The sequence below is a fragment of the Mojavia sp. genome, from assembly GCF_059505145.1.
The window spans coordinates 137,617-160,571 of record NZ_JCACKA010000028.1 but is presented as its reverse complement, the minus strand read 5'-3'; the positions used below and the strand labels follow the sequence as shown (position 1 = coordinate 160,571).

The 22,955-nt window shown below is 41.9% G+C and carries 23 protein-coding genes and 1 pseudogene; 13 read left to right on the top strand and 11 right to left on the bottom strand.

Annotation, left to right across the window (positions count from 1 at the left end; genetic code table 11):
• Positions 1-161: 161 nt before the first annotated feature.
• Together AC5JL8_RS04525 and AC5JL8_RS04520 are read right to left on the bottom strand one after the other, a co-directional pair.
• Positions 162-977 (bottom strand): alpha/beta fold hydrolase, encoded by an 816-nt coding sequence (locus AC5JL8_RS04525; RefSeq protein WP_495878583.1) that lies wholly within the window; start codon positions 975-977, stop codon positions 162-164.
• 351 nt (positions 978-1,328) lie between these two features.
• Positions 1,329-2,054: a lysophospholipid acyltransferase family protein gene (locus tag AC5JL8_RS04520; RefSeq protein WP_495878582.1), complete on the bottom strand. Its 726-nt coding sequence runs from the start codon at positions 2,052-2,054 to the stop codon at positions 1,329-1,331.
• Positions 2,055-2,431: 377 nt separating this feature from the next.
• Between AC5JL8_RS04520 and metG the strand changes: the two genes are divergently transcribed.
• The 3 genes from metG (at position 2,432) to lptC (ending at position 6,094) form a co-directional block, all read left to right on the top strand.
• Positions 2,432-4,033 (top strand): methionine--tRNA ligase, encoded by a 1,602-nt coding sequence (gene metG, locus AC5JL8_RS04515; RefSeq protein ID WP_495878581.1) that lies wholly within the window; start codon positions 2,432-2,434, stop codon positions 4,031-4,033.
• 166 nt (positions 4,034-4,199) lie between these two features.
• On the top strand, positions 4,200-4,829 hold the full coding sequence (locus AC5JL8_RS04510) for a LabA-like NYN domain-containing protein (RefSeq protein ID WP_495878619.1): 630 nt from the start codon (positions 4,200-4,202) through the stop codon (positions 4,827-4,829).
• Positions 4,829-6,094, top strand: a complete 1,266-nt coding sequence (lptC, locus tag AC5JL8_RS04505) for an LPS export ABC transporter periplasmic protein LptC (RefSeq protein WP_495878580.1) — start codon at positions 4,829-4,831, stop codon at positions 6,092-6,094. Before AC5JL8_RS04510 ends, lptC begins: the two co-directional genes overlap by 1 nt.
• Positions 6,095-6,135: 41 nt before the next feature.
• Here lptC and AC5JL8_RS04500 read toward each other — a convergent pair whose 3' ends face one another.
• Together AC5JL8_RS04500 and AC5JL8_RS04495 are read right to left on the bottom strand one after the other, a co-directional pair.
• Complete coding sequence (locus AC5JL8_RS04500) at positions 6,136-7,458, bottom strand: D-alanyl-D-alanine carboxypeptidase (RefSeq protein ID WP_495878579.1); 1,323 nt, start codon at positions 7,456-7,458, stop codon at positions 6,136-6,138.
• 605 nt (positions 7,459-8,063) lie between these two features.
• A complete protein-coding gene (locus tag AC5JL8_RS04495) occupies positions 8,064-9,134 on the bottom strand; it encodes an LOG family protein (RefSeq protein ID WP_495878578.1) in 1,071 nt (356 codons plus the stop codon).
• A 39-nt stretch (positions 9,135-9,173) separates the two neighbouring features.
• Between AC5JL8_RS04495 and AC5JL8_RS04490 the strand changes: the two genes are divergently transcribed.
• Positions 9,174-9,374 (top strand): hypothetical protein, encoded by a 201-nt coding sequence (locus tag AC5JL8_RS04490; protein WP_495878577.1) that lies wholly within the window; start codon positions 9,174-9,176, stop codon positions 9,372-9,374.
• A gap of 360 nt (positions 9,375-9,734) precedes the next feature.
• Here the strand turns inward: AC5JL8_RS04490 and trxA are convergent.
• Together trxA and AC5JL8_RS04480 are read right to left on the bottom strand one after the other, a co-directional pair.
• Positions 9,735-10,082 (bottom strand): annotated as a pseudogene (gene trxA, locus AC5JL8_RS04485) (thioredoxin); the annotation flags it as partial.
• Positions 10,083-10,440: 358 nt separating this feature from the next.
• Complete coding sequence (locus AC5JL8_RS04480; RefSeq protein ID WP_495878576.1) at positions 10,441-11,604, bottom strand: GuaB3 family IMP dehydrogenase-related protein; 1,164 nt, start codon at positions 11,602-11,604, stop codon at positions 10,441-10,443.
• A 224-nt stretch (positions 11,605-11,828) separates the two neighbouring features.
• On the opposite strand from AC5JL8_RS04480, the gene AC5JL8_RS04475 reads away from it, so the two are divergent.
• The 8 genes from AC5JL8_RS04475 to AC5JL8_RS04440 all read left to right on the top strand — a co-directional run bounded on the left by AC5JL8_RS04475 (position 11,829) and on the right by AC5JL8_RS04440 (position 19,504).
• Positions 11,829-12,185, top strand: a complete 357-nt coding sequence (locus AC5JL8_RS04475; protein ID WP_495878575.1) for a hypothetical protein — start codon at positions 11,829-11,831, stop codon at positions 12,183-12,185.
• Positions 12,186-12,315: 130 nt separating this feature from the next.
• A complete protein-coding gene (locus AC5JL8_RS04470; protein WP_495878574.1) occupies positions 12,316-12,852 on the top strand; it encodes a hypothetical protein in 537 nt (178 codons plus the stop codon).
• 289 nt (positions 12,853-13,141) lie between these two features.
• The gene (locus tag AC5JL8_RS04465) at positions 13,142-13,417 is read left to right on the top strand and encodes a BrnT family toxin (RefSeq protein WP_495878573.1); all 276 of its coding nucleotides are present in this window, start codon (positions 13,142-13,144) and stop codon (positions 13,415-13,417) included.
• Positions 13,401-13,646 (top strand): hypothetical protein, encoded by a 246-nt coding sequence (locus tag AC5JL8_RS04460; RefSeq protein ID WP_495878572.1) that lies wholly within the window; start codon positions 13,401-13,403, stop codon positions 13,644-13,646. Before AC5JL8_RS04465 ends, AC5JL8_RS04460 begins: the two co-directional genes overlap by 17 nt.
• 218 nt (positions 13,647-13,864) lie before the next feature.
• Positions 13,865-16,300 carry an endonuclease MutS2 gene (locus AC5JL8_RS04455; protein WP_495878571.1) on the top strand — a complete coding sequence of 812 codons (2,436 nt, stop codon included), beginning with the start codon at positions 13,865-13,867 and terminating at the stop codon, positions 16,298-16,300.
• A 352-nt stretch (positions 16,301-16,652) separates the two neighbouring features.
• Positions 16,653-17,258: a DUF3038 domain-containing protein gene (locus AC5JL8_RS04450; RefSeq protein ID WP_495878570.1), complete on the top strand. Its 606-nt coding sequence runs from the start codon at positions 16,653-16,655 to the stop codon at positions 17,256-17,258.
• A 73-nt stretch (positions 17,259-17,331) separates the two neighbouring features.
• On the top strand, positions 17,332-18,990 hold the full coding sequence (locus AC5JL8_RS04445) for a DUF4335 domain-containing protein (RefSeq protein ID WP_495878569.1): 1,659 nt from the start codon (positions 17,332-17,334) through the stop codon (positions 18,988-18,990).
• A gap of 229 nt (positions 18,991-19,219) precedes the next feature.
• Positions 19,220-19,504 (top strand): YiaA/YiaB family inner membrane protein, encoded by a 285-nt coding sequence (locus AC5JL8_RS04440; RefSeq protein WP_495878568.1) that lies wholly within the window; start codon positions 19,220-19,222, stop codon positions 19,502-19,504.
• A 147-nt stretch (positions 19,505-19,651) separates the two neighbouring features.
• Here AC5JL8_RS04440 and AC5JL8_RS04435 read toward each other — a convergent pair whose 3' ends face one another.
• The 4 genes from AC5JL8_RS04435 to AC5JL8_RS04420 form a co-directional block, all read right to left on the bottom strand.
• Positions 19,652-20,113, bottom strand: coding sequence for a ferredoxin (locus tag AC5JL8_RS04435; protein WP_495878567.1), 462 nt, complete (start codon positions 20,111-20,113; stop codon positions 19,652-19,654).
• Complete coding sequence (locus tag AC5JL8_RS04430) at positions 20,113-20,499, bottom strand: DUF1257 domain-containing protein (RefSeq protein ID WP_495878566.1); 387 nt, start codon at positions 20,497-20,499, stop codon at positions 20,113-20,115. The genes AC5JL8_RS04435 and AC5JL8_RS04430 overlap by 1 nt, the downstream gene beginning before the upstream one ends.
• 36 nt (positions 20,500-20,535) lie before the next feature.
• Positions 20,536-20,745 (bottom strand): DUF2997 domain-containing protein, encoded by a 210-nt coding sequence (locus AC5JL8_RS04425; RefSeq protein WP_495878565.1) that lies wholly within the window; start codon positions 20,743-20,745, stop codon positions 20,536-20,538.
• A 361-nt stretch (positions 20,746-21,106) separates the two neighbouring features.
• The gene (locus AC5JL8_RS04420) at positions 21,107-21,346 is read right to left on the bottom strand and encodes a hypothetical protein (RefSeq protein ID WP_495878564.1); all 240 of its coding nucleotides are present in this window, start codon (positions 21,344-21,346) and stop codon (positions 21,107-21,109) included.
• A 467-nt stretch (positions 21,347-21,813) separates the two neighbouring features.
• On the opposite strand from AC5JL8_RS04420, the gene AC5JL8_RS04415 reads away from it, so the two are divergent.
• A complete protein-coding gene (locus AC5JL8_RS04415; RefSeq protein WP_495878563.1) occupies positions 21,814-22,524 on the top strand; it encodes a diacylglycerol/polyprenol kinase family protein in 711 nt (236 codons plus the stop codon).
• Here AC5JL8_RS04415 and AC5JL8_RS04410 read toward each other — a convergent pair.
• Positions 22,515-22,757 carry a hypothetical protein gene (locus AC5JL8_RS04410; RefSeq protein WP_495878562.1) on the bottom strand — a complete coding sequence of 81 codons (243 nt, stop codon included), beginning with the start codon at positions 22,755-22,757 and terminating at the stop codon, positions 22,515-22,517. The genes AC5JL8_RS04415 and AC5JL8_RS04410 overlap by 10 nt on opposite strands.
• Positions 22,758-22,955 lie beyond the last annotated feature (198 nt).

Genomic DNA, 22,955 nt, shown 5'->3' with positions numbered 1-22,955 from the left:
CGTTTTAATGTCACTACGTTTAAATTCACATTCAAAACGCAATTAAAAATTACGAATTAAGAATTACAAATTTTTTATTTGTTGGTTTTGCTCTATCTTCTGGTATGTTGTGTGCAAATCTTACCTATACAGCCACAAAAATTAACTCTGTTGCTTTATCCTCAGACTATTAGTTGTTGAATTGTGTGGACGCTACTTTCTAAAAAGTCATTATCCCGCATGATTTTATAGAGATTAATATTTTCCTCTAGCAAACAGGCGTGTCCGCTATCAGGCAAAATCACCATCTTCGTATTGTGTAAAATCTCAACTAAACGTTTCACTTCATCAACAGAAGGCAAAAGCCGATCAAGCATCCCAGCAATCAATAAAATCGGTTGTGTGAGTTGACGTAACTGCTCTTCTTCTACATGAAACTCTCTTAGTAAAGATAATCGCCAAAGAACTGTTTCTGGAGGTACAGAACGCATACTTTTGAGCAATTCTTGGCGATCGCTGCGTGAAATCCGTGGCAGAGATGCTAAAAACGGTAACAACCCCAGTGAGCCTATCTCATAAAGGGATGGATGCACTAAGTAAGTTAGTTGAGATGCCCAATTTAACCAAGGCCGAAGATGAAAGCTAGAAGCTGGGTTAATCAGGATAATTCGCTTAAACAGCTGTGGTGCTTGGATAGCTACTTTCATCGCTAAACAACCACCAAAGGACTCACCACACAGATAAACTGGCCGCTGAGAACTTCTTTCTAATTCTGCATGGATCAAGTCCAAAACGTTATTAGTAAGCACATCCCAGGTAGTGAGGTCTTGCCGTGGTATTGCTAAACAGCGAACATCAAAACCTACTTCTAATCCAGCCGTTTGCGCTCGCAATAGTTGACCAGTTCCATCCATTCCTGGCAAGTATACAAACAGTGGATATTCTGGCTTTATACGTTTAGGAGTAAGGAAACACGGCTTTAACTCTACTTCTAGCATTGTAAAATTTAAATTGTCTTACTTATTTTTATAGGTTTTAATCTATACAAGCTCAATAATTTGAGGTTTATATCTAAAAGATTAATATTGTCAAACTTCAGTCAAAATTCTGTTAAAATCATAGCGCAAGTATCAAAAATTACGATAAAAATAACTTTTAAAATTCAATGCTATAGCATTTAAGTTTACAAAAAAGATAATTTAGGTAATTAAAAATTCCTGTCTACAGGATTTGTTAAGTGTGGTCAATCCTCCGATAGCCATATATCCTAAAACTATCTTAGGAAATCTGGAAATGCAATCTCTATAATTTATGGATCGGGGAATTGCTGCATAAAGACGCCAGATAATTTAATAACAACCTTGACGTAGTAAACTGGCAATTTCATAATGACAATGTTCTGTCAGTTCAGCTACAACAGTTTTCGCTTTTTTTCCCTGATATTGTTTTTGTTGTTGAGAGGTAATCCAATAAGGGCGACCAATTAACACAGCAACCCGACGATAAATTACCAAGGGATGCCAACCTGGTTGATTAAACAAAGCTTCTGAAGGGTCAAACAAACTTAACAAGCGTAAAGGAAAACCAGGAGTGTTTACTTCCTCAAGGGAGGCGATCGCAATTGGCAAAATTGCTAAGTCTTTTACAGATGCTCGCAATGCCAAATGGGCAAATCCCCGTTGAAATTCACCCACTTGATCGGGTTGGGTAAATTTTACCATTGGTTCGGTTCCTTCGGGAAATACCCCTACCATCTGCTTGGACTGCAACAGCAACTGGGACTGCACAAAAAAGCTCTGCTGGCGGTGTTGGCTATCTTCTAAGGGAAAGCACCCCAATTGTCCCGTAACCAACTCCCGCATGATTGGTACTTGTCCCATGTAGTGATGACAAGCAAAGCGGATCGGACTCGATAGCGCTTCCATTAAAATAAATGCGTCCATAAAACTGCGGTGATTGCTCACCACTAACACGCTGGCATCCTGGGGAATACGATCCTCGTAATAACGAAATATTTGTGTTGAAAGCGCCATTAATGACCAGCGAGAAATCTCCAGGGGGCTATTTAGACTCATAAATGATCAATAATATTTTTCAGAAAATATCGCAGTTTGTCTTGATTTATTATTTACATTTCTTTACTACCGCTACGACCGTCTTAAGGTAGAAATGTTTAATCCATAGAGCAGCTATATTTTGTGGTTTATTATCTATGTGTTACAAGTCACAATCGATGCAATCAAAAATTTTCAGAATTATTCTTATTAGCTAATTTTCAATTTTTGTTGATTAATTAGCTGAGGTTATATATATCATAAATTAATCTTGAACCCGACAAATTTGCTAATATCAAGGTGTGATTTGAAAAAAAAGTAACAATGTTATATAATTACGTGGTTTTACCGATAATATTTCCAGAAAAAACGTTTTAATAAGTTGTTTTTTATTCTGCATGAATCTAGTGAATAAAAAAGAAAAGACATTTGCACTGACAACTCCGCTATATTATGTAAACGATGTACCTCACATTGGTAGTGCCTATACAACAATGGCAGCAGATGTCGTAGCACGCTTTCAGAGGCTGTTAGGGCATCAGGTTCTACTGATTACAGGTACAGATGAGCATGGGCAAAAAATACAACGAACAGCCGAGAGTAAAGGGCGATCGCCACAAGAGTTTTGTGACGAAATATCAGCAGGATTCGTCTCCTTATGGCAGGTATTAAATATTCCATATGATCGCTTTATTAGAACTACCTCACCTCGCCATGAAGCCATAGTTAAAGAATTTTTTGGGCGGGTATGGGAAGCAGGCGATATCTACCTGGGACAACAAAAAGGCTGGTACTGCGTAGCCTGTGAAGAATTTAAAGAAGAAAGGGATCTGCAAGAAGGAAATCGTTGTCCGATTCACACTAACAAAGAAGTCGAGTGGCGAGATGAGCAGAACTACTTCTTTCGATTATCAAAATATCAAACTCAACTGACAGAATTTTACCAGTCTAGACCAGAGTTTATCCAGCCTGCTAGCCGCCGTAATGAAGTCTTGAACTTTGTAAATCAAGGGTTACAAGATTTTTCGATTTCACGGGTAAATTTAGATTGGGGCTTTCCAGTACCAGTTGATCCCAAGCATACTCTTTACGTCTGGTTTGATGCACTGCTAGGTTACATCACAGCGTTGCTAGAACCCGATGCAGAACCGACTTTAACAAATGCCTTAGCCACATGGTGGCCGATAAATGTGCATTTAATTGGTAAGGATATTCTGCGTTTTCATGCAGTTTACTGGCCAGCAATGCTACTTTCAGCTGGCTTACCTTTGCCAGAGCGAGTATTTGGACATGGCTTTTTAACCAAAGATGGTCAGAAGATGGGTAAAAGCCAAGGTAATACTCTCGATCCTGTAGAACTAGTCCAGCGCTACGGTAGTGACGCCGTTCGTTATTACTTCCTTAAGGAAATTGAGTTTGGTAAAGATGGCGATTTTAATGAAGTTAGATTCATTAATGTTCTGAATGCAGATTTGGCAAATGATTTAGGCAATTTACTCAATCGCACTTTGAACATGATGAAGAAATACTGCGCCGGTAATGTGCCATCAATTGCCAATGAAGCCATTCCGGTTGAAAATCCTTTAAAAGCGATTGGCTTAAGTCTAGGGGAGCAGGTAAAACAAGCTTACGAAGCGCTAGCTTTCAATCAAGCCTGTGAAGCTATCCTTGTAATGGTTCAAGCCAGCAATAAGTTTATTGATGAACAAGCCCCTTGGTCATTATATAAACAAGGACAGCAGCAGGCATTAGAAAAAGTGCTTTACACAGTTCTAGAATCAGTTAGACTAGCAGCTTATCTGCTGTCTCCAGTGATTCCGAATATCAGCAGCGATATTTATCAGCAGTTGGGCTTCGGAATCAACTTTAACGATCAAACAGAAAGTGCAATTGCAGCACCTTTCAGCATTCATGGAACTTGGGGGATACTATCGAGTAAACAACAGTTGGGCACACCCCAACCAATCTTTAAGCGAATAGAAACCCCAAAAAACGATTAGTACTTTGAATTTTTGATTTTGGTTCATTTCTAAATTCTCTCAAAAAATTTATCGGGGCTGCACTCAATTAGCCCCGGAAGTTTATCATAAGCTGCTCTAACTTGCGTTAAAAAAGTAAAAATTTTGTATCAAATATCACAAGGATAACAACAGAGGTATGACAACAATGTTAAATAATTTAGAAAATGATTCGATATTTACGCCGGAACAAGTTTTAGAGAATAGGGGTCGTGTAGCTATATTTATTGATGGCTCAAATCTATTTTATGCTGCACTGCAACTAGGAATCGAAATTGATTACACTAAGTTGCTGTGTCGATTAACTGGCGGTTCTAGGCTGTTACGTGCTTTTTTCTATACTGGAGTAGACCGGACAAACGAGAAGCAACAAGGTTTTCTACTGTGGATGCGTCGCAATGGCTATAGAGTCATTGCTAAAGATTTAGTACAACTCCCAGATGGCTCAAAAAAAGCCAATTTAGATGTAGAAATTGCAGTAGATATGATGGCCTTAGTGGATTCTTATGATACAGCAGTGTTAGTAAGCGGCGATGGGGATTTAGCCTACGCTGTGAATTCAGTCAGCTATCGTGGTGTACGGGTAGAGGTTGTAAGTTTACGCTCAATGACTAGCGACAGCTTAATTAATGTTAGCGATCGCTACATTGACTTAGAAGCCATCAAAGAAGATATTCAAAAAACCCCTCGCCAAAGCTATCCATATCGACCTTTATCCACTATGGGTTTTTTGGATGACCCAAGAGATAGTGACGGACATTTAGAAATTCAAGATTAATGAAGCAGTCAGAAGCAAGAAACCAGGGCAGAGGAATTTCAAACGACAAGGGGGGAAGTAAAACACATTCCCCCCAATTCTTTTCATACCAATTTCTTAGTAATTTACAACTAAAAGTAAATTGGTTTTACCTACCTGTGACTTTTTTATTATTTATAGGATTAGTCTCCTGCCAAGGTAAATCTCCCACAGGTAACCAACCAAATGCTTCGGGTGCATCTGGACAAAATACAGATAGCAATTTGACTTTTTTTGGTGTTGCTTTTGAACAGTTTGATGAGGTAGGAAGACCGATTTGGAAAGTCAATGCTAAAGAAGCAAAATACACTAAAGAAAAACAAATTGGTCAGGCTGAAAGTCCATATGGTGAACTATACCAAGATGGCAAAGTGGTTTACCAAATCAAAGCAGAACGAGCAGATATTGAACAAGACGGGAAACAACTATTTCTCAAAGGTAAGATACTTGCTACAGATCCTCGTAATGGTATTGTCTTGCGAGGTAATGAATTAGAATGGCGTCCCCAAGAAGATTTATTGATTGTTCGTAACCAGATCAACGGAACTCATAAACAATTACAAGCAGTAGCGCAGGAAGCACGAGTTAAAACCCGTGAGCAGCGCATGGAATTTTCGGGAGGAGTGGTAGCAAACTCTGCTGATCCCCAATTGCAAATGCGAACCGAGCATTTAATTTGGCAAATCAAAGAAGAAAAATTAATTGGCGATCGCCCTGTACAAATTGATCGCTACAAAAATAATCAAATTACCGATCGTGGTAGAGGCAATACTGTTGAAGTGAACTTGAAAACAAAGATTGCCACCGTCACAAAAAATGCCCAGCTAGAATTACTAAACCCACCTATGCAAATAACTAGTAATTCTATGATCTGGAACATGAACGCGGAAACTGTCACTACAAAGTCTCCCGTGCGTGTATTCCACAGTGCTGAGAATGTCACCGTGACCGCCAATCAAGGTGAAATGAAGATACCGCAAAAAACGGTTTTTTTAACAGGCAATGTCAACGCCGTTGGGCAACGCCGCCAGACCCTAAAATCTCGGACATTAACTTGGTATTTAGATAATAAGTTGTTGGAAGCTCAAGGCAACGTAGTGTATAACCAAGCTGACCCACCATTAACTTTTAGGGGTGAAACCGCCGTTGGTAATCTACAAACAGAAAATATTGTCGTCAAAGGCGGTAGTCCAGGCGATAGGGTAGTTACAGAAATTATTCCTCAAGAAAAAATCAAAGGTCAATAGTTTAGGGATTAGTTATTAGCCAAAAACTTTTAGATTCTTGGCTAACTTTTGAACACAACTTCATTACGGTTAGCGGCTCCCAGTTCGGGTAAAGAGTTGATGGTTGAGTGGGGGGTGATAGCAGCAGGGACTTCTGGAGCTACTTGTAATTGCTGCACTAAACGTTGCAACAGTTGGTCTTGTCCAGCACGGAAACCTGATACATTAGTACCACGATTAAGGATAGCAAACCAAACCAAACCGCGATCGCGTGTCGGCATCACCCCAGCTAAAGCGCTCACATCCCGCAGAGTACCAGTTTTCATGACTGTGCCAGCAGGCATATGTCTAGCGTGCATTGTTCCGCGGTGATCGAACCCAGACATGGGAAACAAGTCAGCTATAGTCAAGTTATGAGCTACGGCTTCCTGTTGCATTGCCATCAACATGGCACAAGCAGCTCTTGGAGAAATCCGATTTTCTGGCCCTAGTCCAGAACCATTGATTAACTGAATTTCCGACTCTGGAACTCTAGCCAGCCTAGCAGCAGTTGATTGGACTACAGGCGCTCCTCCTACTGATTCTGCCAGCATCTCTGCCATCTCGTTATTGCTGAAAACGTTCATCTCCTTGATGAGTTGCTTTAAGGGCAAAGAGCGATGACGAATCAACACAGCTTGTTGAGGATTGGGTTGTGCTGCGACTTTGACAGCACCAGCAATCACAACTTTAGGCTTCGGCGTGCCTTTGGGCATAATCGAGTGTATGAAATTTGCAGGGCGAGTCCAAGTACCAGAATTTAATGCTTGTTTAAATATTTGGCCTGCTAACAGCGGATGACGTTGGAAATTCATCGCAAAATTGCCAGTAATTACCAAATTACCCTTTACCTGCTTAATACCCATTTTGTTAAGAGTATTACCAAGAGCGATCGCTTCCTCCCATACCAACATCGGATCACCACCACCAGTAATCACCAAATCACCTTGCAATACACCGTTGACTATTGGCCCTGTGGCACTTACCAAAGTCTCAAATTGGTGATTTGGCCCCCAAGTTTTAAAAGCAACTAGTGAGGTAGCAATTTTAGTTAAAGAAGCAGCAGGCAGAGGTGTTGTACCTTGGTGATTCGCCATGAGCATTGGCCCCGACTGCATCCAAATTCCTTGACTTTCTGCCAGATTTTGTGCCACCAATTTTGATGTTATCAGCCCCTGAAGATAGCCTTGTACTACATTAGCTCCAACTGGATTTGGATCAGGAGCAATTACCAAGCCAGGGCTACTTTGCCAAGCCAAGGCATCTAAGGCTTCTAACGGCTTGATCTTTAACCCAACCATTTCCAGCCAAAGTGTAACCAGACCTGAACCCAATATTTCCAGCATATTTTATTCCTCTATTAGGATGTGAAAAGTTGTTTCCTGTGCTAATATTCAATCTTTTTCATGCTTATCAGCATGGAGTCATAATAACTAATGTTTTTTCCATTTGAGGTAGAGTGGATAATATGAGTTATGTGTATCTTTTTAATCAGCAATTAAACCATATAATTCTATAAGCTCGTAAATATAAATACGAGTGAATAAGTAAGATACAGTATAAGATAATAACTTCGATGTTCAATTACTCAGTAAATCTTGATCCCCGAAGCTGCTTGTAGAGCTATTTATCATCGCTAAAAAGTTCCACCTTGCCCAAAACAATATTTTAATTAGCCTTTATCAATCTAACAATTTAAGCTGACTTGACATCGTAAAGTGGCAATGAACCACAACAAGCGCAATTATAAATAGGAAGTTTAGCGTTGTAAACCTTTTTTTATCAAATAGGAAAATCCAACTCTGGTACAGAATAGTATAAGTTGTCTTTAAAAACGACGGAATTATTAATTTAACTGCGATTTTTCAATATAAAAGCTGTTAGGTTAGCTATCGAAGCAAGACTTCTCCAGAAGTGAAAGCGCGAGGGTGGCAAAATCCACCCCTAACGCCTACTTCCTTTCTGGATGTACTGTCTCTTCTATTGAATGATTAGCCATCTGGTTAATCACGGCAATCATCTGATATAAGCGTCCTAAGTCGCGTTGATTAAAATACAAAACAAGGCGGGGTAGCTCAATCGTTTCATCTTGAGCTTCTTGAAGCAATGCCTGGCTTTTTTCAATCCGTCCTTTGACCAGAATGTCGCTAAAATCAGCATTAAGTTGCTCTACCTCAGCTTCAGATAAATCTGTTGTTAAGCGGATTACTAACTGATCGCCTACGTAGCGACTAGAATGGTAAACTTGGTAAAAACGCGTAATAGCATCACAAGCTACATCCAAGTTGTCTGCGACTGTATAAAGGCTGGGGTCTTCAGGACTGACAAGACCTTTTTGTACTAATTGTTGATCAATGTATTGGCTCCAAGACCGCCAATAATCGCCACCAGGAATATCGATTAAAACTAAAGGCACTGGGCCAAATTTACCCGTCTGACTTAATGTCATGCACTCAAAAGCTTCGTCTTGAGTGCCAAACCCGCCAGGGAACAAGGCAACAGCATCACTTTCTTTCAAGAGAAATAGTTTGCGGGTGAAAAAATACTTGAAGTTAATCAGCTTAGGATCACCCTCGATAAAGGGGTTAGCTTGCTGTTCAAAGGGCAACTGAATGTTTAAACCAAAAGAATTTTCGCGTCCCGCGCCTTCGTGACCCGCCTGCATGATGCCACCACCACCGCCTGTCATCACCATAAATCCCAACTGAGTCACAGCGCGAGCAAAGTCCACTGCCATGTGATATTCAGGGGTTTCTGGAGCTAGGCGAGCAGAACCAAAAATGGTGACCTTACGGACGTGTCGGTAGTTATAAAACAGCTTAAAACCCCGTTCCATGTCTGCTAGAGAAGCCGACAATATCTTCCAATCGAGACGTTCAATGTCACTATCAGCCAAACGCACTATCGTAGTAAGTGCCTGCTTGATGAGTTGCTGATTTTTTAACGTCGGTAACCGAGCAATTAATTCAGCGATATCCGCCTGTAGAGACTCTAATGTGTCAAACGACGCAGATGAAGTCATGAGAACTGCTGCCACAATGGCATTATATTTTATCTAATTATGCTGTGCTATTTATCAACCGCTTCGCGCAGTTGCTTAGTAGATAATCAAAAGTTTTTGTCTGTTGACTATCGACTACTTCATCACAATAAAAAGCACCTTTGGTTTATTATTAACCAAGGCGCTGGTGACGACTTTCGCCGTCAACCTTTGTTCATCAAAGCGAATTATTTATTTGACATTAGCTTCTATTTCAATTAACGTAGCTCAGTAAGTTGCTACGCGAACATCATATGGCTCTAGAAGTTATTTGCCAAACTTAACTCACTTAATATCGCTACTGCAAACAGGCGATCGCCCGCCTTTTAGGTAATATTACACTTATCTAAGGTTACCGTAACTCCTTGACACCTAAACAACTGTTGTCAGTCAAAACAAGAGTCTAGGGATTTTCTCTCAAGGAATAACAGAATTAATTTAGCAGCGGGAACTTTACTATTTTACCACTGTCAAAAGTTGTTTTGAGACGCGAAGTTTCGCGCCTCTCAAACTTATTAACAAATATTCACCTAAAGCTAGAGCAAATGGATAAGTCAGAAAGGTTGGAGTCCCTATTGAGTTTCAAAGATACTTTTCCAAAGTGTTAGCTAATGTAGTTTTAGGCACGGCACCGACGACCATATCCACTTTCTGCCCACCCTTAAAAATCATCAATGTGGGAATGCTGCGGATGCCATACTGGCTGGCAACATTAGGATTCTCATCAGTGTTGACTTTAACGACTTTTATTTGGCCTTCATACTGAGAGGCAATTTCATCGACTACAGGAGCTACCATCCGGCAAGGACCACACCAGGGTGCCCAAAAATCAACTAAAACAGGTACATCGCTGTCGAGTACTTCTTGCTTAAACGTAGAATCCGTAACTTGTGCAGCTGCTGACATGCCTAAAAACCTTTGCCAATTATATTTCTGAGTTTCGTGAAAATTCTACCATAGCAAAAACAGTTGCTTCGGAGTGAAGGATGTACATTTGCAAAGAAGCTTTAGAATTTATTCACAAACATAAGGAACCGCCCGAACAGTAGTCCGGGCGGAGTGTGGTGTGAGGAGTGAACGGAAACATGCGTCTCCGCTATCTCTATTGTAGGCGACATATGCAATTTTTCCAGTAATTGTTTGAGAGTCTGGAAAAATTAATTTAAGCTTTTGAAGTTGATATCTACTAAGGATTAAGTATTAGGTATTAGCTAGTGGGCCTTGAGTATTAGGTTCATAGTATGGGGAAAACTCCTCCCCAGCCCCTAATCCCCAGTCCGCAATCGCTTTATTTACCCATACCTAATTGTTGAGCTTTTTGGTAAACTTTGCCTTCAGTTAACAATGAAGGAGCAATCACAACTTCAACTTGCTGCATTTCTTTAATGTTTTTCGCTCCTAATGTACCCATACTTGTCTTTAAGGCCCCTAAAAGATTATGAGTGCCATCATCTAGCCCTGCTGGGCCAATGAGGATTTGCTCTAGGGTACCAGTGGTAGCAACGCGAATGCGGGTGCCACGAGGCAATACAGGGCTGGGAGTCGCCATTCCCCAATGATAACCGCGTCCTGGGGCTTCGGCTGCTCTGGCAAAGGGAGAACCTATCATCACGCCATCGGCACCGCAAGCAATACACTTGCAAATGTCACCGCCAGTGATTAAACCACCATCGGCAATAACAGGGATATAGTTACCAGTTTCTTGATAATAATCATCCCGTGCGGCTGCACAATCCGCGATCGCAGTTGCCTGCGGTACGCCCACGCCCAACACACCGCGTGAAGTACAAGCAGCACCGGGGCCAATCCCTACCAGTACTCCAGCTGCCCCAGCTTTCAACAAATTTAAAGTCACGTCGTAAGTGACGCAATTGCCCAAAATCACAGGGATGGGCATAGAACGGCAAAATTCTGCTAAATCTAATGGAACTACAGACTCTGGTGATAGGTGTGCAGTAGAAACCACCGTAGCTTGTACAAAAAATAAGTCTGCCCCAGCTTTTGCTACCACCTGACCATATTTGCTTGCTCCGGCTGGTGTTGCACTAACTGCCGCAATGCCACCTTGTTGTTTAATTTCCTGAATACGCTTTTCAATTAATTCTGGCTTTATTGGTTCGGCATAGAGTTCTTGCATCAGGGATACAAATTCATCTTTCCCCACAGCGGCAATCCGATCTAAAATCGGTTCTGGGTCAGCATAGCGAGTTTGGATACCTTCTAAGTTGAGGACACCTAATGCTCCTAACTGCGACAAACGCACAGCCATCCGAACGTCTACTACGCCATCCATAGCACTGGCAATAATTGGAATTTCTCGCTCAATATTGCCAATCCGCCACCTGGTATCTGCCAAACTCGGATCGAGTGTTCTATTACCAGGTGCTAAAGCAATCTCATCAATTCCGTAAGCTCTCCGAGCCGTTTTTCCCCGCCCAAGTTGAATGTCCACGCTTAAACTTTTCTCAAATCTGTTTAAGCTAGGGTATCAAATTGTGAGGGGACTTGGAGCGACTTTTTTAGAAGTAACTGTCAGCAAGTAGCTCTTAACAGAGCCAGAAAAATTCTTACAGCAGTCACCCTGTTGAAACTGACTGTTGTCAGCACGGGCTTGGTCAGGATCTGTATGTGCTATAAATTGACAAAGACTTTGGAATCGACAGGAACACTACCAACATGGAATTATCTGTACTAGCTTTACAAGCAGTAAATATTGCACTTTGGGCAATTGATAAGACTTCTGGTGGGGCGTTGGAGAAAGCTGGAGCAGATATTCTAGACTTTTTGACAAAAAGATTTCAAGGCAAACTTAAAATTAGAGGGTCTGAACCAAAACTTCTAGAAGCTGCGATCTTAAGTGAAGCCGAGTCTGATAAGAAGTTTCAGGAAGACCTTGAAAGGCTGGTAAATCAGTATCAGCAAATACAAAACACCTCTGTTTCTCAAAGTACCGAATCAGGTGTGAACGTCAATGTTAGTAGCAATTCAGGTACAGTGATTGGGCAGCAAATAGGTAAGCAATTTTTTCGTTAATCAATTTTATTTTGACCTTAAAGACTCAGATTTAGAATCAAATAGGAATTTATTTAGAAGGCTTCTCAACTACATTAAAGTAGTTGTTTTTTTGGTATGCGCTCTATTTTTCTGGTTTTTATTTGGTTGGTTGGCTGAGTGCTCCTTTCCCTTCGGTCAGGCTCTAGAGCTAATGCTTGCTTGCTTCAAGGGTACTATCTCAGCAAAGGTTAATAGCCTACAGCAACAGTTACAAAGGACAGATATAATTCCCCAGCCAAACAATCAACAGCAAGTTCAAAAGTTAAATAACTTAGAGTCTCAAGCATGGTTATATGAAGGTATTTTAGAACGTCTTGGCGCAGATCCTTCCGCAAATCATGAAAAGATTGCAAGAACACTTGAGGCATTAGAGTATAAAAGAAGTGAAATTCTACAAGAACTAGAGCCTCGAAGACCTAGAAACTATCGTGTCCTAGCAGAAATACAAGATTCTATTCGCACTTTTTTAGCTAGTCAAGCTGAGAAAGACTATGAACAGCTTCAGAAAATTGTAACTAATTTAGTTCTGTTTACGAGAAGTAGACAGCCTTCACAAATTATTATTTCAGAAGTTATCAAAAAACTAGCTACAGAAATAGCATATAACACCAATCAAATAAGTCCTTATCGCCTTCGGCTTGCTTAGACAACAACAGAACGAAATAGTTAATTTAAGAACACAGCTTTCCCAAGCTAACCAATTGCAATCTCCAACTTCTAGTTATAGTTCTCCACAACAAAGACAAAAAACTACTAAGTCAATAGCGACCAAAAAGAAAATCTCAGTAGAGGAATATAGAAGAATTTCTAATCAAAGTGATTATCTGTATGTCGAAGCGTATTATCGAAAAGATGGAACCCCTGTAAGAGCACATTATAGAAGACGACCAAGTAAATGAGCTTTAGGATATGGGAGAAAATGAGAAGCATTCTGTATGGAATTTGAATGGAATCCAAACAAAGCGGCGCTAAATGTTGAGAAGCATGGTGTTTCCTTTCAAGAAGCTGCAACCGTATTTAATGACCCACTGTCCATGACCTTTCCTGATCCAGATCATTCTATCGGAGAAAATCGCTACATTATCATTGGTGTATCTCGATATGGACAACTTTTAGTTGTTGCACATACTGATAGAGGAGAAAAGGTACGAGTTATCAGCGCCCGAAAAGCTACCCGACAAGAGAGGAGGTTTTATGAAGAAGGAAGTTGAGAACGAAATGGAAGACGAATTACGTCCTGAGTACGACTTTGCCCAAATGAACGGAGGTGTTAGGGGCAAGTATGTTGAGCGATATCGTGCAGGAACAAACTTAGTGCTTTTAGATTCCGATGTTGCCCAGGCTTTTCCTAATGATGAAGCAGTCAATGAAGCATTACGATTATTGATTCAGATTGCCCAGCGCCAGCAGAACAATACTGCGATGCAGCAAACGGAATAAAAGCTTTCGGTAAGAGTTCAAGGACACTAGCCACTGCTGACTTATAGCGTTATACAGCAGAGTTGTCTACAAAGGTGTAATTGTGTCTTAAATGATGAAGCAATCATGAATTTTGTTGATTACTTTCACAAATTTGTCCTATTGCAATTAACTGCAACAAGATTCAGCTTTCTGGCAGCCAGAATTGTTACCATAGGTTGAGATTAGATATTGAAGCCTTGATCCAATCTGAAACTTTAGAATTACTAGAATGGCATCGCCTCTGCCAGCATCTTTCGACATTTGCGGCAACTAAACTAGGGGCGATCGCAGCGCGTTATCTGAAAATCCCGGAATCTCAGTCCGAAAGCACACAGTTGTTGGAGCAAACTAAGGAAGTTTACCAACTAGAGAGTCGTTTAGCTATAAGTTTATCGTTTGAGGGAATTCAAGATATCGGTGATTCCCTTGAAAGAGCAGAACTTCAAGGAATTTTGGCAGGGGACGAATTGTTAGCGATCGCTACGACTCTTGCTGGCAGCAGGACTTTGCGTCGTGTAATCGATAACCAGGAAAATTTGCCGATACTGACAGAGTTGGTTGCTGATTTACGAACTTATCCTGACCTTGAGCAAGAAATTCACCGTTGTATAGATGAACGGGGACAAGTAACCGATCGCGCCAGTCAAAAACTTGGGGAAATTCGCACAGAACTACGGAGATTACGCAGTCAAATTACCCAAAAACTGCAAAATATTTTACAAGTCAAATCTGGCGCAGTCCAAGAACAACTGATTACCCAACGAGGCGATCGCTTTGTCATCCCTGTGAAAGCGCCGCAAAAAGACGCTATTCCTGGCATCGTCCACGATACCTCTACGAGCGGTGCAACGCTATATGTGGAACCTAATAGCATCGTGCCTCTAGGTAATCAACTACGCCAAGTAATTAGAAGAGAGCAAACCGAAGAAGAAGCAATTCGTCGCGCTTTGACGGAGCAAATAGCAGCAGTCAAACCAGATTTAGAGAGGTTATTAGCGATTGTTACCACTCTAGATCTAGCAACCGCTAAAGCGCGTTACAGTTTCTGGTTAGGAGCAAATCCTCCCCGATTTATTGATTTGGAGAAAAACGAAACTATTACCTTGCGGAACTTGCGGCATCCTCTATTGGTGTGGCAGCATCAGCACGAACAAAGCCAACCAGTGGTTCCCGTAGATTTGCTTATCAACCCGCAAATTCGAGTAGTGACAATTACTGGGCCCAATACTGGCGGTAAAACCGTAAGCTTGAAAACCTTGGGTTTGGCAGCATTAATGGCAAAGGTAGGTTTATTTTTGCCAGCCCGTGAACCAGTAGAAATACCTTGGTTTGACAAGGTACTAGCAGATATTGGTGACGAACAATCCCTTCAGCAAAGTTTATCTACATTCTCTGGCCACATCCGGCGGATCAGTCGGATTTTGGAGGCACTGGGGGCTGGAGAACTGGGATTGGGTACTGGGGAAGAGTCTTCCCAATCCCTAATCCCTAATCCCCAATCCCTCGTTTTACTCGATGAAGTAGGCGCAGGAACTGATCCAGCCGAGGGTAGCGCCTTAGCGATCGCCCTGCTGCAATATCTCGCTAACCACGCCCGATTAACGCTTGCTACCACTCACTTTGGTGAATTGAAAGCGCTGAAGTATGAAGATGAGCGCTTTGAAAATGCCTCTGTAGAATTTGATGAAAGTACCCTGTCGCCGACTTATAGGCTACTGTGGGGAATTCCTGGACGATCTAATGCCTTGACAATTGCCCGTCGCTTGGGGTTAAAACAAGAAGTCGTAGAACAAGCAAAAACTCATCTGGGAGGAGCAACAGATGAAGTTAACCAGGTAATTGCTGGATTAGAAGCACAACGTCGCCGTCAGGAAACCAAAGCCGCCGCCGCACAAGATTTGTTGCAGCAAGCAGAACGTTTATATAAGGAAGTATCAGCGAAAGCAGCAAATTTGCAAGAAAGAGAGCAGGCTTTAAAGGCTTCACAAGAACTAGCAGTGCAGCAAGCGATCGCCCAAGCCAAAGGTGAAATTGCCCAAATAATTCGTCGTTTGCAGCAAGGAACACCAACAGCACAAGATGCCCAGCAAGCAACTAACGCCTTAAATCAAATCGGCCAGAAATACCAACCGACAACGCCAGCAAAACCAAAAGTTGGATTTATGCCGAAAGTAGGCGATCGCGTCCGTATTTCTAAATTAGGGCAAACAGCAGAAGTTTTAGTCGCCCCTGATGAAGATGGCGAATTGACTGTGCGCTTTGGAATCATGAAGATGACAGTGAAGCTGGAAGACGTCGAATCTTTAGATGGACAAAAAGCCGAACCAATCGTCAAATCGAAACCAGCACCAGCGCCAACACCAGTCACGCCACCAGCACAACCAGCCCTAACAATTCGGACTTCCAAAAACACAGTCGATTTGCGTGGTAAGCGAGTGGCTGATGCCGAATTCCTTTTAGATAAAGCAATCTCAGAAGCTCAGGGCCCAATATGGATTATTCACGGACACGGCACTGGTAAGCTACGGCAAGGTGTTCACAGCTTTTTGCAACAGCATCCCCAAGTCAGTCATTACGAAGTCGCAGAACAAGCAGATGGCGGCAGTGGTGTCACCATTGCTTATGTTAAATAAAGTGCAATAAATGTCACTATTGAGGGTCAATGTAATCATGAATTACTAATTACTAATTGCCTAGCTATTATTAGCGATTGGCAATTATTGATTAGGTTCATTGATGACTTTTATTTATACATTGGTACGTACTGGGCAGCTAATACTAGATGAGTCTTAGGTGAAGTATTTAAATTTCTGCTTTGTAGAAAATAAATTTTCATTTAGAGTAAGACAAAGATACCTGCTGTTGACCACAGTGAAAAACTTAGCTGAAGCTTCTGACTAAATAGCAATGGGAAACCTACCTGAATGCTTACAAGTCTTGTTTCAAAATGGGTAACAGCAACAGCCCCTATTAGCCCGATCACCTATGCTAAAAGTTATGCACTCGGCCGCCAATTCAGCAACACCAAATTCCCAATGGGAGGATTTAATCAAACTTCCAGCCCCAAACGCCGTTCAATGGGACAATATTAAAACTCAGTTGGACTTAGTGCTGTTGGCGCTGGAAACCTTAACTGGCATTGGTTCCGAGGCAATGCTCTCCGCGGCAATTAGCCTAAATTTAGAGTCAAGGGTACCAGACCGCGTAGCTTTATGGCGGCTGCGTCAGTCAAATCCTCTACGCAAAGGTCAAGGTGGGCGAAAAAAGCTAGATGTAGAAGAAGCGCGATCGCTTGTTCTGATCACTTGCTACCTCGCCAAACAGCACCAGGAATTAATTCGTCGTGCTGTCGGTCTGTTAGAACAAATGGCGGAGAATAACCGGGAACCTCATCAGACTGCTTTACTTGGAGATTATATCGATGCTTTCTGCAACACCTACCAAGAGCGGATGGAAGAGGATGAACAAATCTCTACAGATTTACTTACCCAACTGGCACTAAAACTATTAGTAGATTTACTGTTTTATAGTGCTCCTGGTGGGCACCGCCGCCTCTGGTTAGCTCTTATAGACCGTTCGACAAAATTTTAGATTTTAGATTTTAGATTTCTGATCTAAAATCCCAAATCCAAAATCCCTAATTATCTCCCTCGCAGTTTCTGCCATGCCTCTATCAAATCCTGTCATTCGTCGCTACACACCCCCTACTTGCACGCTAGAAGTATTGGCGCAAAGTTCGCCTTTGTCCCATTGGATGGGAAAAACTGTTCTTAAACAGTTGAGCTTTGAGCTACGGTTTGACGATCCGCGACTGCCAACAGAAGAAAGCAGGTTGTCAATTCGGGGCGATCGCGACCAACTTGAAGCTTTGTGTGATGCTGTTACAAGCTACATACAGCAATTTCTTCAGCAGTCTCCAGAAAGCTTTTGGGTCAATTTATCAGGCCCCCAAGACTCCAGCAAAGTCGCTGATGACTCAGAATTAACAGATTTTCATCCTTCTTTAGCAGCTACTAAGACATTAAAAGCTTTTAACTCTTATTTACCTGAGACACAGATACATTTAGAACCAAGCAGCTATTTAACTCACAGCTTATTTCTCGGTTCTCTCGCTAACCAAGCATCTGGGCCTGTAATTCAACTCAGTCTGTTGCAACTATTTGATTTAGCAACAGCCCTAGATGAATACTCGGCTGATGTTATGGCATTACCAACTCTCAATAACAGTAGGATTTCCAGCTTTAGCTGGCAAACTTGGGCACCAGTAGCAGCCGTACTAGTAATAGGTGTAGGTTTATTACCCGTTACCTGGCAATATGTTAATAACGGTAAGGCAAAGCAGCAGATAGCCAAAAAACCAACTTCAGAATCGGCACAAATTCCTCTGCAAAACTCTCCTTTGCTCGACTTTCCTACACCTCAACCTGGACTCACATCCCCAGACACTTTACAACAGCAGCCAATTGCAGGCTCCAATCCTCAGTTTCCCACTACGAATTTACCTGCACCACCCTTAAACCCGCCTAATTCTAACTTATCTGCAAATTCCCCAACATTACCCAATTCCAGCTTCTCCACAACATCTCAAACTGCCCCCAACTCTAATTTGCCCAACGTTGCCTTGCCATCTCCTGGAAGCGTACTGAGTATACCGCAGAAGACAAACTCAACCTTTCCTACTAATTCACAGTTCACAGCACCCGGCACAACCGGTGACCAGAAAATTGCTCTACAACCAAATCCTGGACAAAACCCAGCGAGGTCAGTTACTCAAGGCGAAATTACTCTGCCCAAAAAAAGGGAGCTACCACCAAGCTTATCTCCTAGTAGAACCGGTGTAACCCCTAACATTTCAACAGTTGCCCCACCTCTTGCCACCATACCCAATGTTCCAACAAACCCACGGAATTTGCAGGAAGAATTAAATTCTGCATCTAATACCTCTTCAGTAACAGGTAATGATAATTCATTAGTCGAGAAATTGAGGGGCGGAGGCAAAACAACAACATCCACAAATGTAGCCACCGACAGTACATTGTTTGATACACCTCAAGTGACAGAAGCTAGAGAATATTTCAAAAAGCGTTGGCAACCACCAGCAGGGTTAAAGAGAACACTAGAGTATAGTTTGATGATTGGTGTTGACGGTACAATTGAACGAATTTTTCCTTTAAATAAAGCAGCAAGAGAGTACGTTGACAGCGCTGGGATGCCTGTCATTGGAACACCATTTATTTCTCCCAATAGATATGGTAGAAATGCCAGAATGCGAGCTGTTCTTAGCCCTAATGGTAAAGTGCAGGTTTTTCCAGAAACTGAATAATTAACTAAATCGGCTTATGTCAGTTGCAAAACTGGTATAGGTATTCTTATAGTAGTGATTTGACTAAAGTTAGGCAAATTGCCTCACTCAGGAAGTTTGAGGTCTATAATGCTTATGCTTTGGAACCCATATTCGTGAGTCCAGTTGTAAAACTGGTAACATCGTTATTGTCTTTGAATGTGCCAATAAATACAATCACGGTTAAATCACTCAATTAAAGGTGGGAAATATGCAACCGATGAGTCCTCAAAAAGACAGCACTGCTTGGGTTATTCAAACATGGGCTGCTTTTGTTATGTCTCTTTCTATGACAACCTTCGGCATTGTGAATCTACCTGTAGATAACTGGGTGAAAGGCTTTATGGGTATGGGTTTAGCATTCTCTGTTGGCTCAACTTTTACTTTGGCAAAAACCACTAGAGACTTGCACGAAACTAGAAGATTAACGGCTAGGATAGATGAGGCAAAAGTTGAAAAGTTGCTTTCACAGCACGATCCCTTAAATCTAAAATAAGATATTCAACAGTTAAATTTTTGAATTTTGTTTTGTTTAAATATTATTGACTAAGGCTTTAATTACTACCTTGGAAAATAACTACATAACAAAAAACAAAAGGACTGAGATAACCAGTCCTTTAAGTATATTTATGGAAACTTTGTTTTAATAACGGGATTTTTTTTGTTTTAACTTTTGCTTTTTACGCCGCCTTTCAGCAGCAGCTACAGCGTGTTCTACTGGATAACCCACCACAGGTATAACCTGAAATTTGCGTTCTTCTTCTAACTTTTTCAGTTCGGTGTAATCAACCCAGTGAATGCAATCAACCGGACAAGTGTCTATTGCTTCTTGAATAACCTCTTCTACATCCCCATCCTGACGAATCACACGCGATCGCCCATAATCTGGTTCAATATAAAAAGTATTACGTGCAACATGAGCGCAATGCTTACAACCAATACAGGTGATTTCGTCAACGTAAACACCCTTTTGCCTTAGCATCCCACCCAATTCCGGCTCTAGACCAGAGCGTTCTGGATCATCCCGTAAAAAACCGCCCAATTCTGGTTCTAAACCGGAGCGATTCTCTTCTTGTTCTTCCGGCGACGGCAGAAAATCAGCCATTACGCACTCCAGCGCTGTACTACCAGGCGAATTGAACCATCCTCATTTTTTTGTTGTTCGGCAACTTGAAAGCCAACACGAGCAGTCTCTTTCACAACTGTTTGGTAAGCATAGCGCTGGGTTACCTGGCGCAAGAAACCATCCACGGACAAGTTTTGCTGCCAATATTGCAAGTCAGCCACCAGTTCGTATTCCTGGCCATTCCATCTAAAGCCGATGTCATAGCCATTTTCTTGCTCAATTGTAATTTCCGCAGGGTGTGTTTGACCGCGATAGCCACGGACTTCGCGGGGGCCTGGTTTCCAATCTATACCCAATTCATTTAAAGCATCTTTTAAGGAGTCGAGGTTACGGATTTGAGTTTTAATTTGGCTAAAGTGTGACATGGTGGTTGTGAGTTAACGACAGTAAAGATTTTGGAATTACCAATCGCTGAAAGAGGTTTGCGTATTCACCACACTGGATTGCTGCACCTGAGTGGCAAAAAATTCTGAGGTTGGCTCGTGATTCAGTACTTGCCCTAGCTGTGCCTCTATTGCTGCTGTAACTTCAGCGCAAGAAGCACCCACAATGCCAGTGACTTTCTCTTGTACCCGACCGTCTGGATAAATTATGAACTCTAATGTCTCCATGTTGTTGGCCAACCACGATAGTACGCTTGAATTGTACTGCTCTAGAAAAAGGCTAAAAATATAGCCATCGGAACATTTTTACTTAGATACAAATTTGCCATTTGCTAACTAATGTTCCATCTCTCAAAATATATATCTCAGAATCTTTACAAAAATTATTTTTTTTATTAGCAGACACATCAGTTATTAGTTAGTTTCTCTTAACCTCATTAATTAGTCAAGCTCACAATCAATCTGTCAATGTAAGTAGCAAATGCTCTACTAGCAAGCATTAGCGGATGTATAACTGGCTAAGTTAGCTATAAAACTAAAGAAATTTATTGATAAAGTTTATCATTATGATTAAATTTGGTCTATTCTCTCAAGGCTGAACACCTAGTTTGAAGAGGGCTGAGTGCTGAGTCACCGAAGTTTGCCCGGAGGGAAACCCTCCTTGCAACTTCTCGCTGAGTTCTGAGTTCTGAGTTCTGAGTAATAATTTCTCTCCTTGTCCCCCTTCGGGTACTCTTCGAGAACCCCTTCGGGGAACGCAGTCGCCTGCGGAGGAGCCAGCGCGGTCTTGGGGGTCTCCACGCCACTGAGGGAGTCGGGGAACCCGCAAGGGCGCAGTGGCTCCCCATGAGCGACTGGCGTTGGAAACCCTACCAAGAGCGCTGTCTCACCTTGTCCCCAGTCCCCAGCCCTCAGTCTTTTTGTCACTTTTTTATGCATGAGGGACTAGCTTGAAAAAGCAGGGTAACTGGGGTAAAAAATTTTTCATCTATCTTAGTGAATCATCGCTGTAGGCGACTGGTGGTCAAGTGGCGTATCCGTAGGATTCACTCGGAGGGTGTAGATAGTTGCAGATATATGAATCTGTCTGTTCTTAATTTATCAAAGACAGCGATCGCTCCAGCATCAAAAGGCGGGCAGTAGTTAGTGCCTAGCTATAAAGTAAATCTATAAGGTGGGTAGTCAAGTGAAGTTGTAACGCTAGGATATTGTTCAGAAACCGTATTTACATAGCGTTATTAAAAAATCTAGTTAAGGTAAACATTTCAGCGTCTAATGACAAATGATTAATAATTTATGACTAGCGATTTTATCGGGTTGGCAGCATCCTATGCTTATGCTATCGGTCTGCTTGTCTTTGGTGAGGGACTCCGAAGGCTGTTTCATATCAAACCGAATCTAACTCGTAAGGTTATCCATGTTGGTGCAGGGATGTGGGTATTTGGCGTACTGTTACTGTTTAACCACTGGGAAATTGGAATTCTACCTTTTATCACTTTTATTGGAGTCAATTACTTGCTCTATCGTTACCGTGTCATTGGCGCGATGGACACCGAGGACAGTTCACCTGGTACAGTCTATTTTGCTATTTCCGTAACACTGCTGTTTGGGCTGCTGTGGAGACCATCTGGGCCAGTAGATAGCGTCCCCATTGCTGTGGCTGGAGTGATGGCGATGACCTGGGGAGATGCACTCGCAGCATTAATTGGTAGGCGTTTCGGGCAGCATAAATACCAGGTAGGTAATTCTGTACGTTCTTGGGAAGGTTCGCTAGCAATGTTTCTGGCGAGTACAACAGTAATTTTCCTAGTACTGCTACTACTACCAGATTCATCGTTGAGTCCGCTGGCAGTATCTTTTGGTGTAGATAAGGCCATCTTAGCGGCTGTTTTCAGTGGTGTTTTTGCGACCTTAGCTGAGGGAGTTTCACCTCATGGCACAGATAATCTGAGTGTGCCTTTGGTAGCAGCAGGAGTAGTATGGATTGTAAATTACCTCTATGCATAGTTCACATCTTCACCATTACTGAAGGACACGCAAGGACTGTCAACTTCTTGTGTGGGCTGAAATGAATTGCAAAAAATGACGTTACAGCAATTAACTCCCATTTCTTCAGGATTAAGGCATTTTATGAAACCTTCTACCTGGATATGAAAAACACAGTCGTTGCAGATAGTCTTACATAGCGATTGCCAAGATTCCTCATTCAACTTTTTTTGCCAGTCAATTGAGTCTGACATAGATCAAAATCCTTATTTATTCTCTGCAACTAACCGTACTGTACTATTTATATAATCAAAAGTTTATTTTGTTTTTGATATTAAATTTATTTTCGCAGTCTTGTACTAATTATTGCGATCGCCCTACAGCCCTTCTCCTAAAGGAGACGCTACGCGTAGCTTGCTTAAGCGTAGGGGTGGCATCCTACGGCAGGCGCT

Bases quoted from the DNA above. Each gene is read 5' to 3' on its own strand.
- AC5JL8_RS04525 (WP_495878583.1), bottom strand. From the start codon at position 977: ATGCTAGAAGTAGAGTTAAAGCCGTGTTTCCTTACTCCTAAACGTATA.
- AC5JL8_RS04520 (WP_495878582.1), bottom strand. From the start codon at position 2,054: ATGAGTCTAAATAGCCCCCTGGAGATTTCTCGCTGGTCATTAATGGCG.
- metG (WP_495878581.1), top strand. From the start codon at position 2,432: ATGAATCTAGTGAATAAAAAAGAAAAGACATTTGCACTGACAACTCCG.
- AC5JL8_RS04510 (WP_495878619.1), top strand. From the start codon at position 4,200: ATGTTAAATAATTTAGAAAATGATTCGATATTTACGCCGGAACAAGTT.
- lptC (WP_495878580.1), top strand. From the start codon at position 4,829: ATGAAGCAGTCAGAAGCAAGAAACCAGGGCAGAGGAATTTCAAACGAC.
- AC5JL8_RS04500 (WP_495878579.1), bottom strand. From the start codon at position 7,458: ATGCTGGAAATATTGGGTTCAGGTCTGGTTACACTTTGGCTGGAAATG.
- AC5JL8_RS04495 (WP_495878578.1), bottom strand. From the start codon at position 9,134: ATGACTTCATCTGCGTCGTTTGACACATTAGAGTCTCTACAGGCGGAT.
- AC5JL8_RS04490 (WP_495878577.1), top strand. From the start codon at position 9,174: ATGCTGTGCTATTTATCAACCGCTTCGCGCAGTTGCTTAGTAGATAAT.
- AC5JL8_RS04475 (WP_495878575.1), top strand. From the start codon at position 11,829: ATGGAATTATCTGTACTAGCTTTACAAGCAGTAAATATTGCACTTTGG.
- AC5JL8_RS04465 (WP_495878573.1), top strand. From the start codon at position 13,142: ATGGAATTTGAATGGAATCCAAACAAAGCGGCGCTAAATGTTGAGAAG.
- AC5JL8_RS04460 (WP_495878572.1), top strand. From the start codon at position 13,401: ATGAAGAAGGAAGTTGAGAACGAAATGGAAGACGAATTACGTCCTGAG.
- AC5JL8_RS04450 (WP_495878570.1), top strand. From the start codon at position 16,653: ATGCTAAAAGTTATGCACTCGGCCGCCAATTCAGCAACACCAAATTCC.
- AC5JL8_RS04445 (WP_495878569.1), top strand. From the start codon at position 17,332: ATGCCTCTATCAAATCCTGTCATTCGTCGCTACACACCCCCTACTTGC.
- AC5JL8_RS04440 (WP_495878568.1), top strand. From the start codon at position 19,220: ATGCAACCGATGAGTCCTCAAAAAGACAGCACTGCTTGGGTTATTCAA.
- AC5JL8_RS04435 (WP_495878567.1), bottom strand. From the start codon at position 20,113: ATGGCTGATTTTCTGCCGTCGCCGGAAGAACAAGAAGAGAATCGCTCC.
- AC5JL8_RS04430 (WP_495878566.1), bottom strand. From the start codon at position 20,499: ATGTCACACTTTAGCCAAATTAAAACTCAAATCCGTAACCTCGACTCC.
- AC5JL8_RS04425 (WP_495878565.1), bottom strand. From the start codon at position 20,745: ATGGAGACATTAGAGTTCATAATTTATCCAGACGGTCGGGTACAAGAG.
- AC5JL8_RS04415 (WP_495878563.1), top strand. From the start codon at position 21,814: ATGACTAGCGATTTTATCGGGTTGGCAGCATCCTATGCTTATGCTATC.
- AC5JL8_RS04410 (WP_495878562.1), bottom strand. From the start codon at position 22,757: ATGTCAGACTCAATTGACTGGCAAAAAAAGTTGAATGAGGAATCTTGG.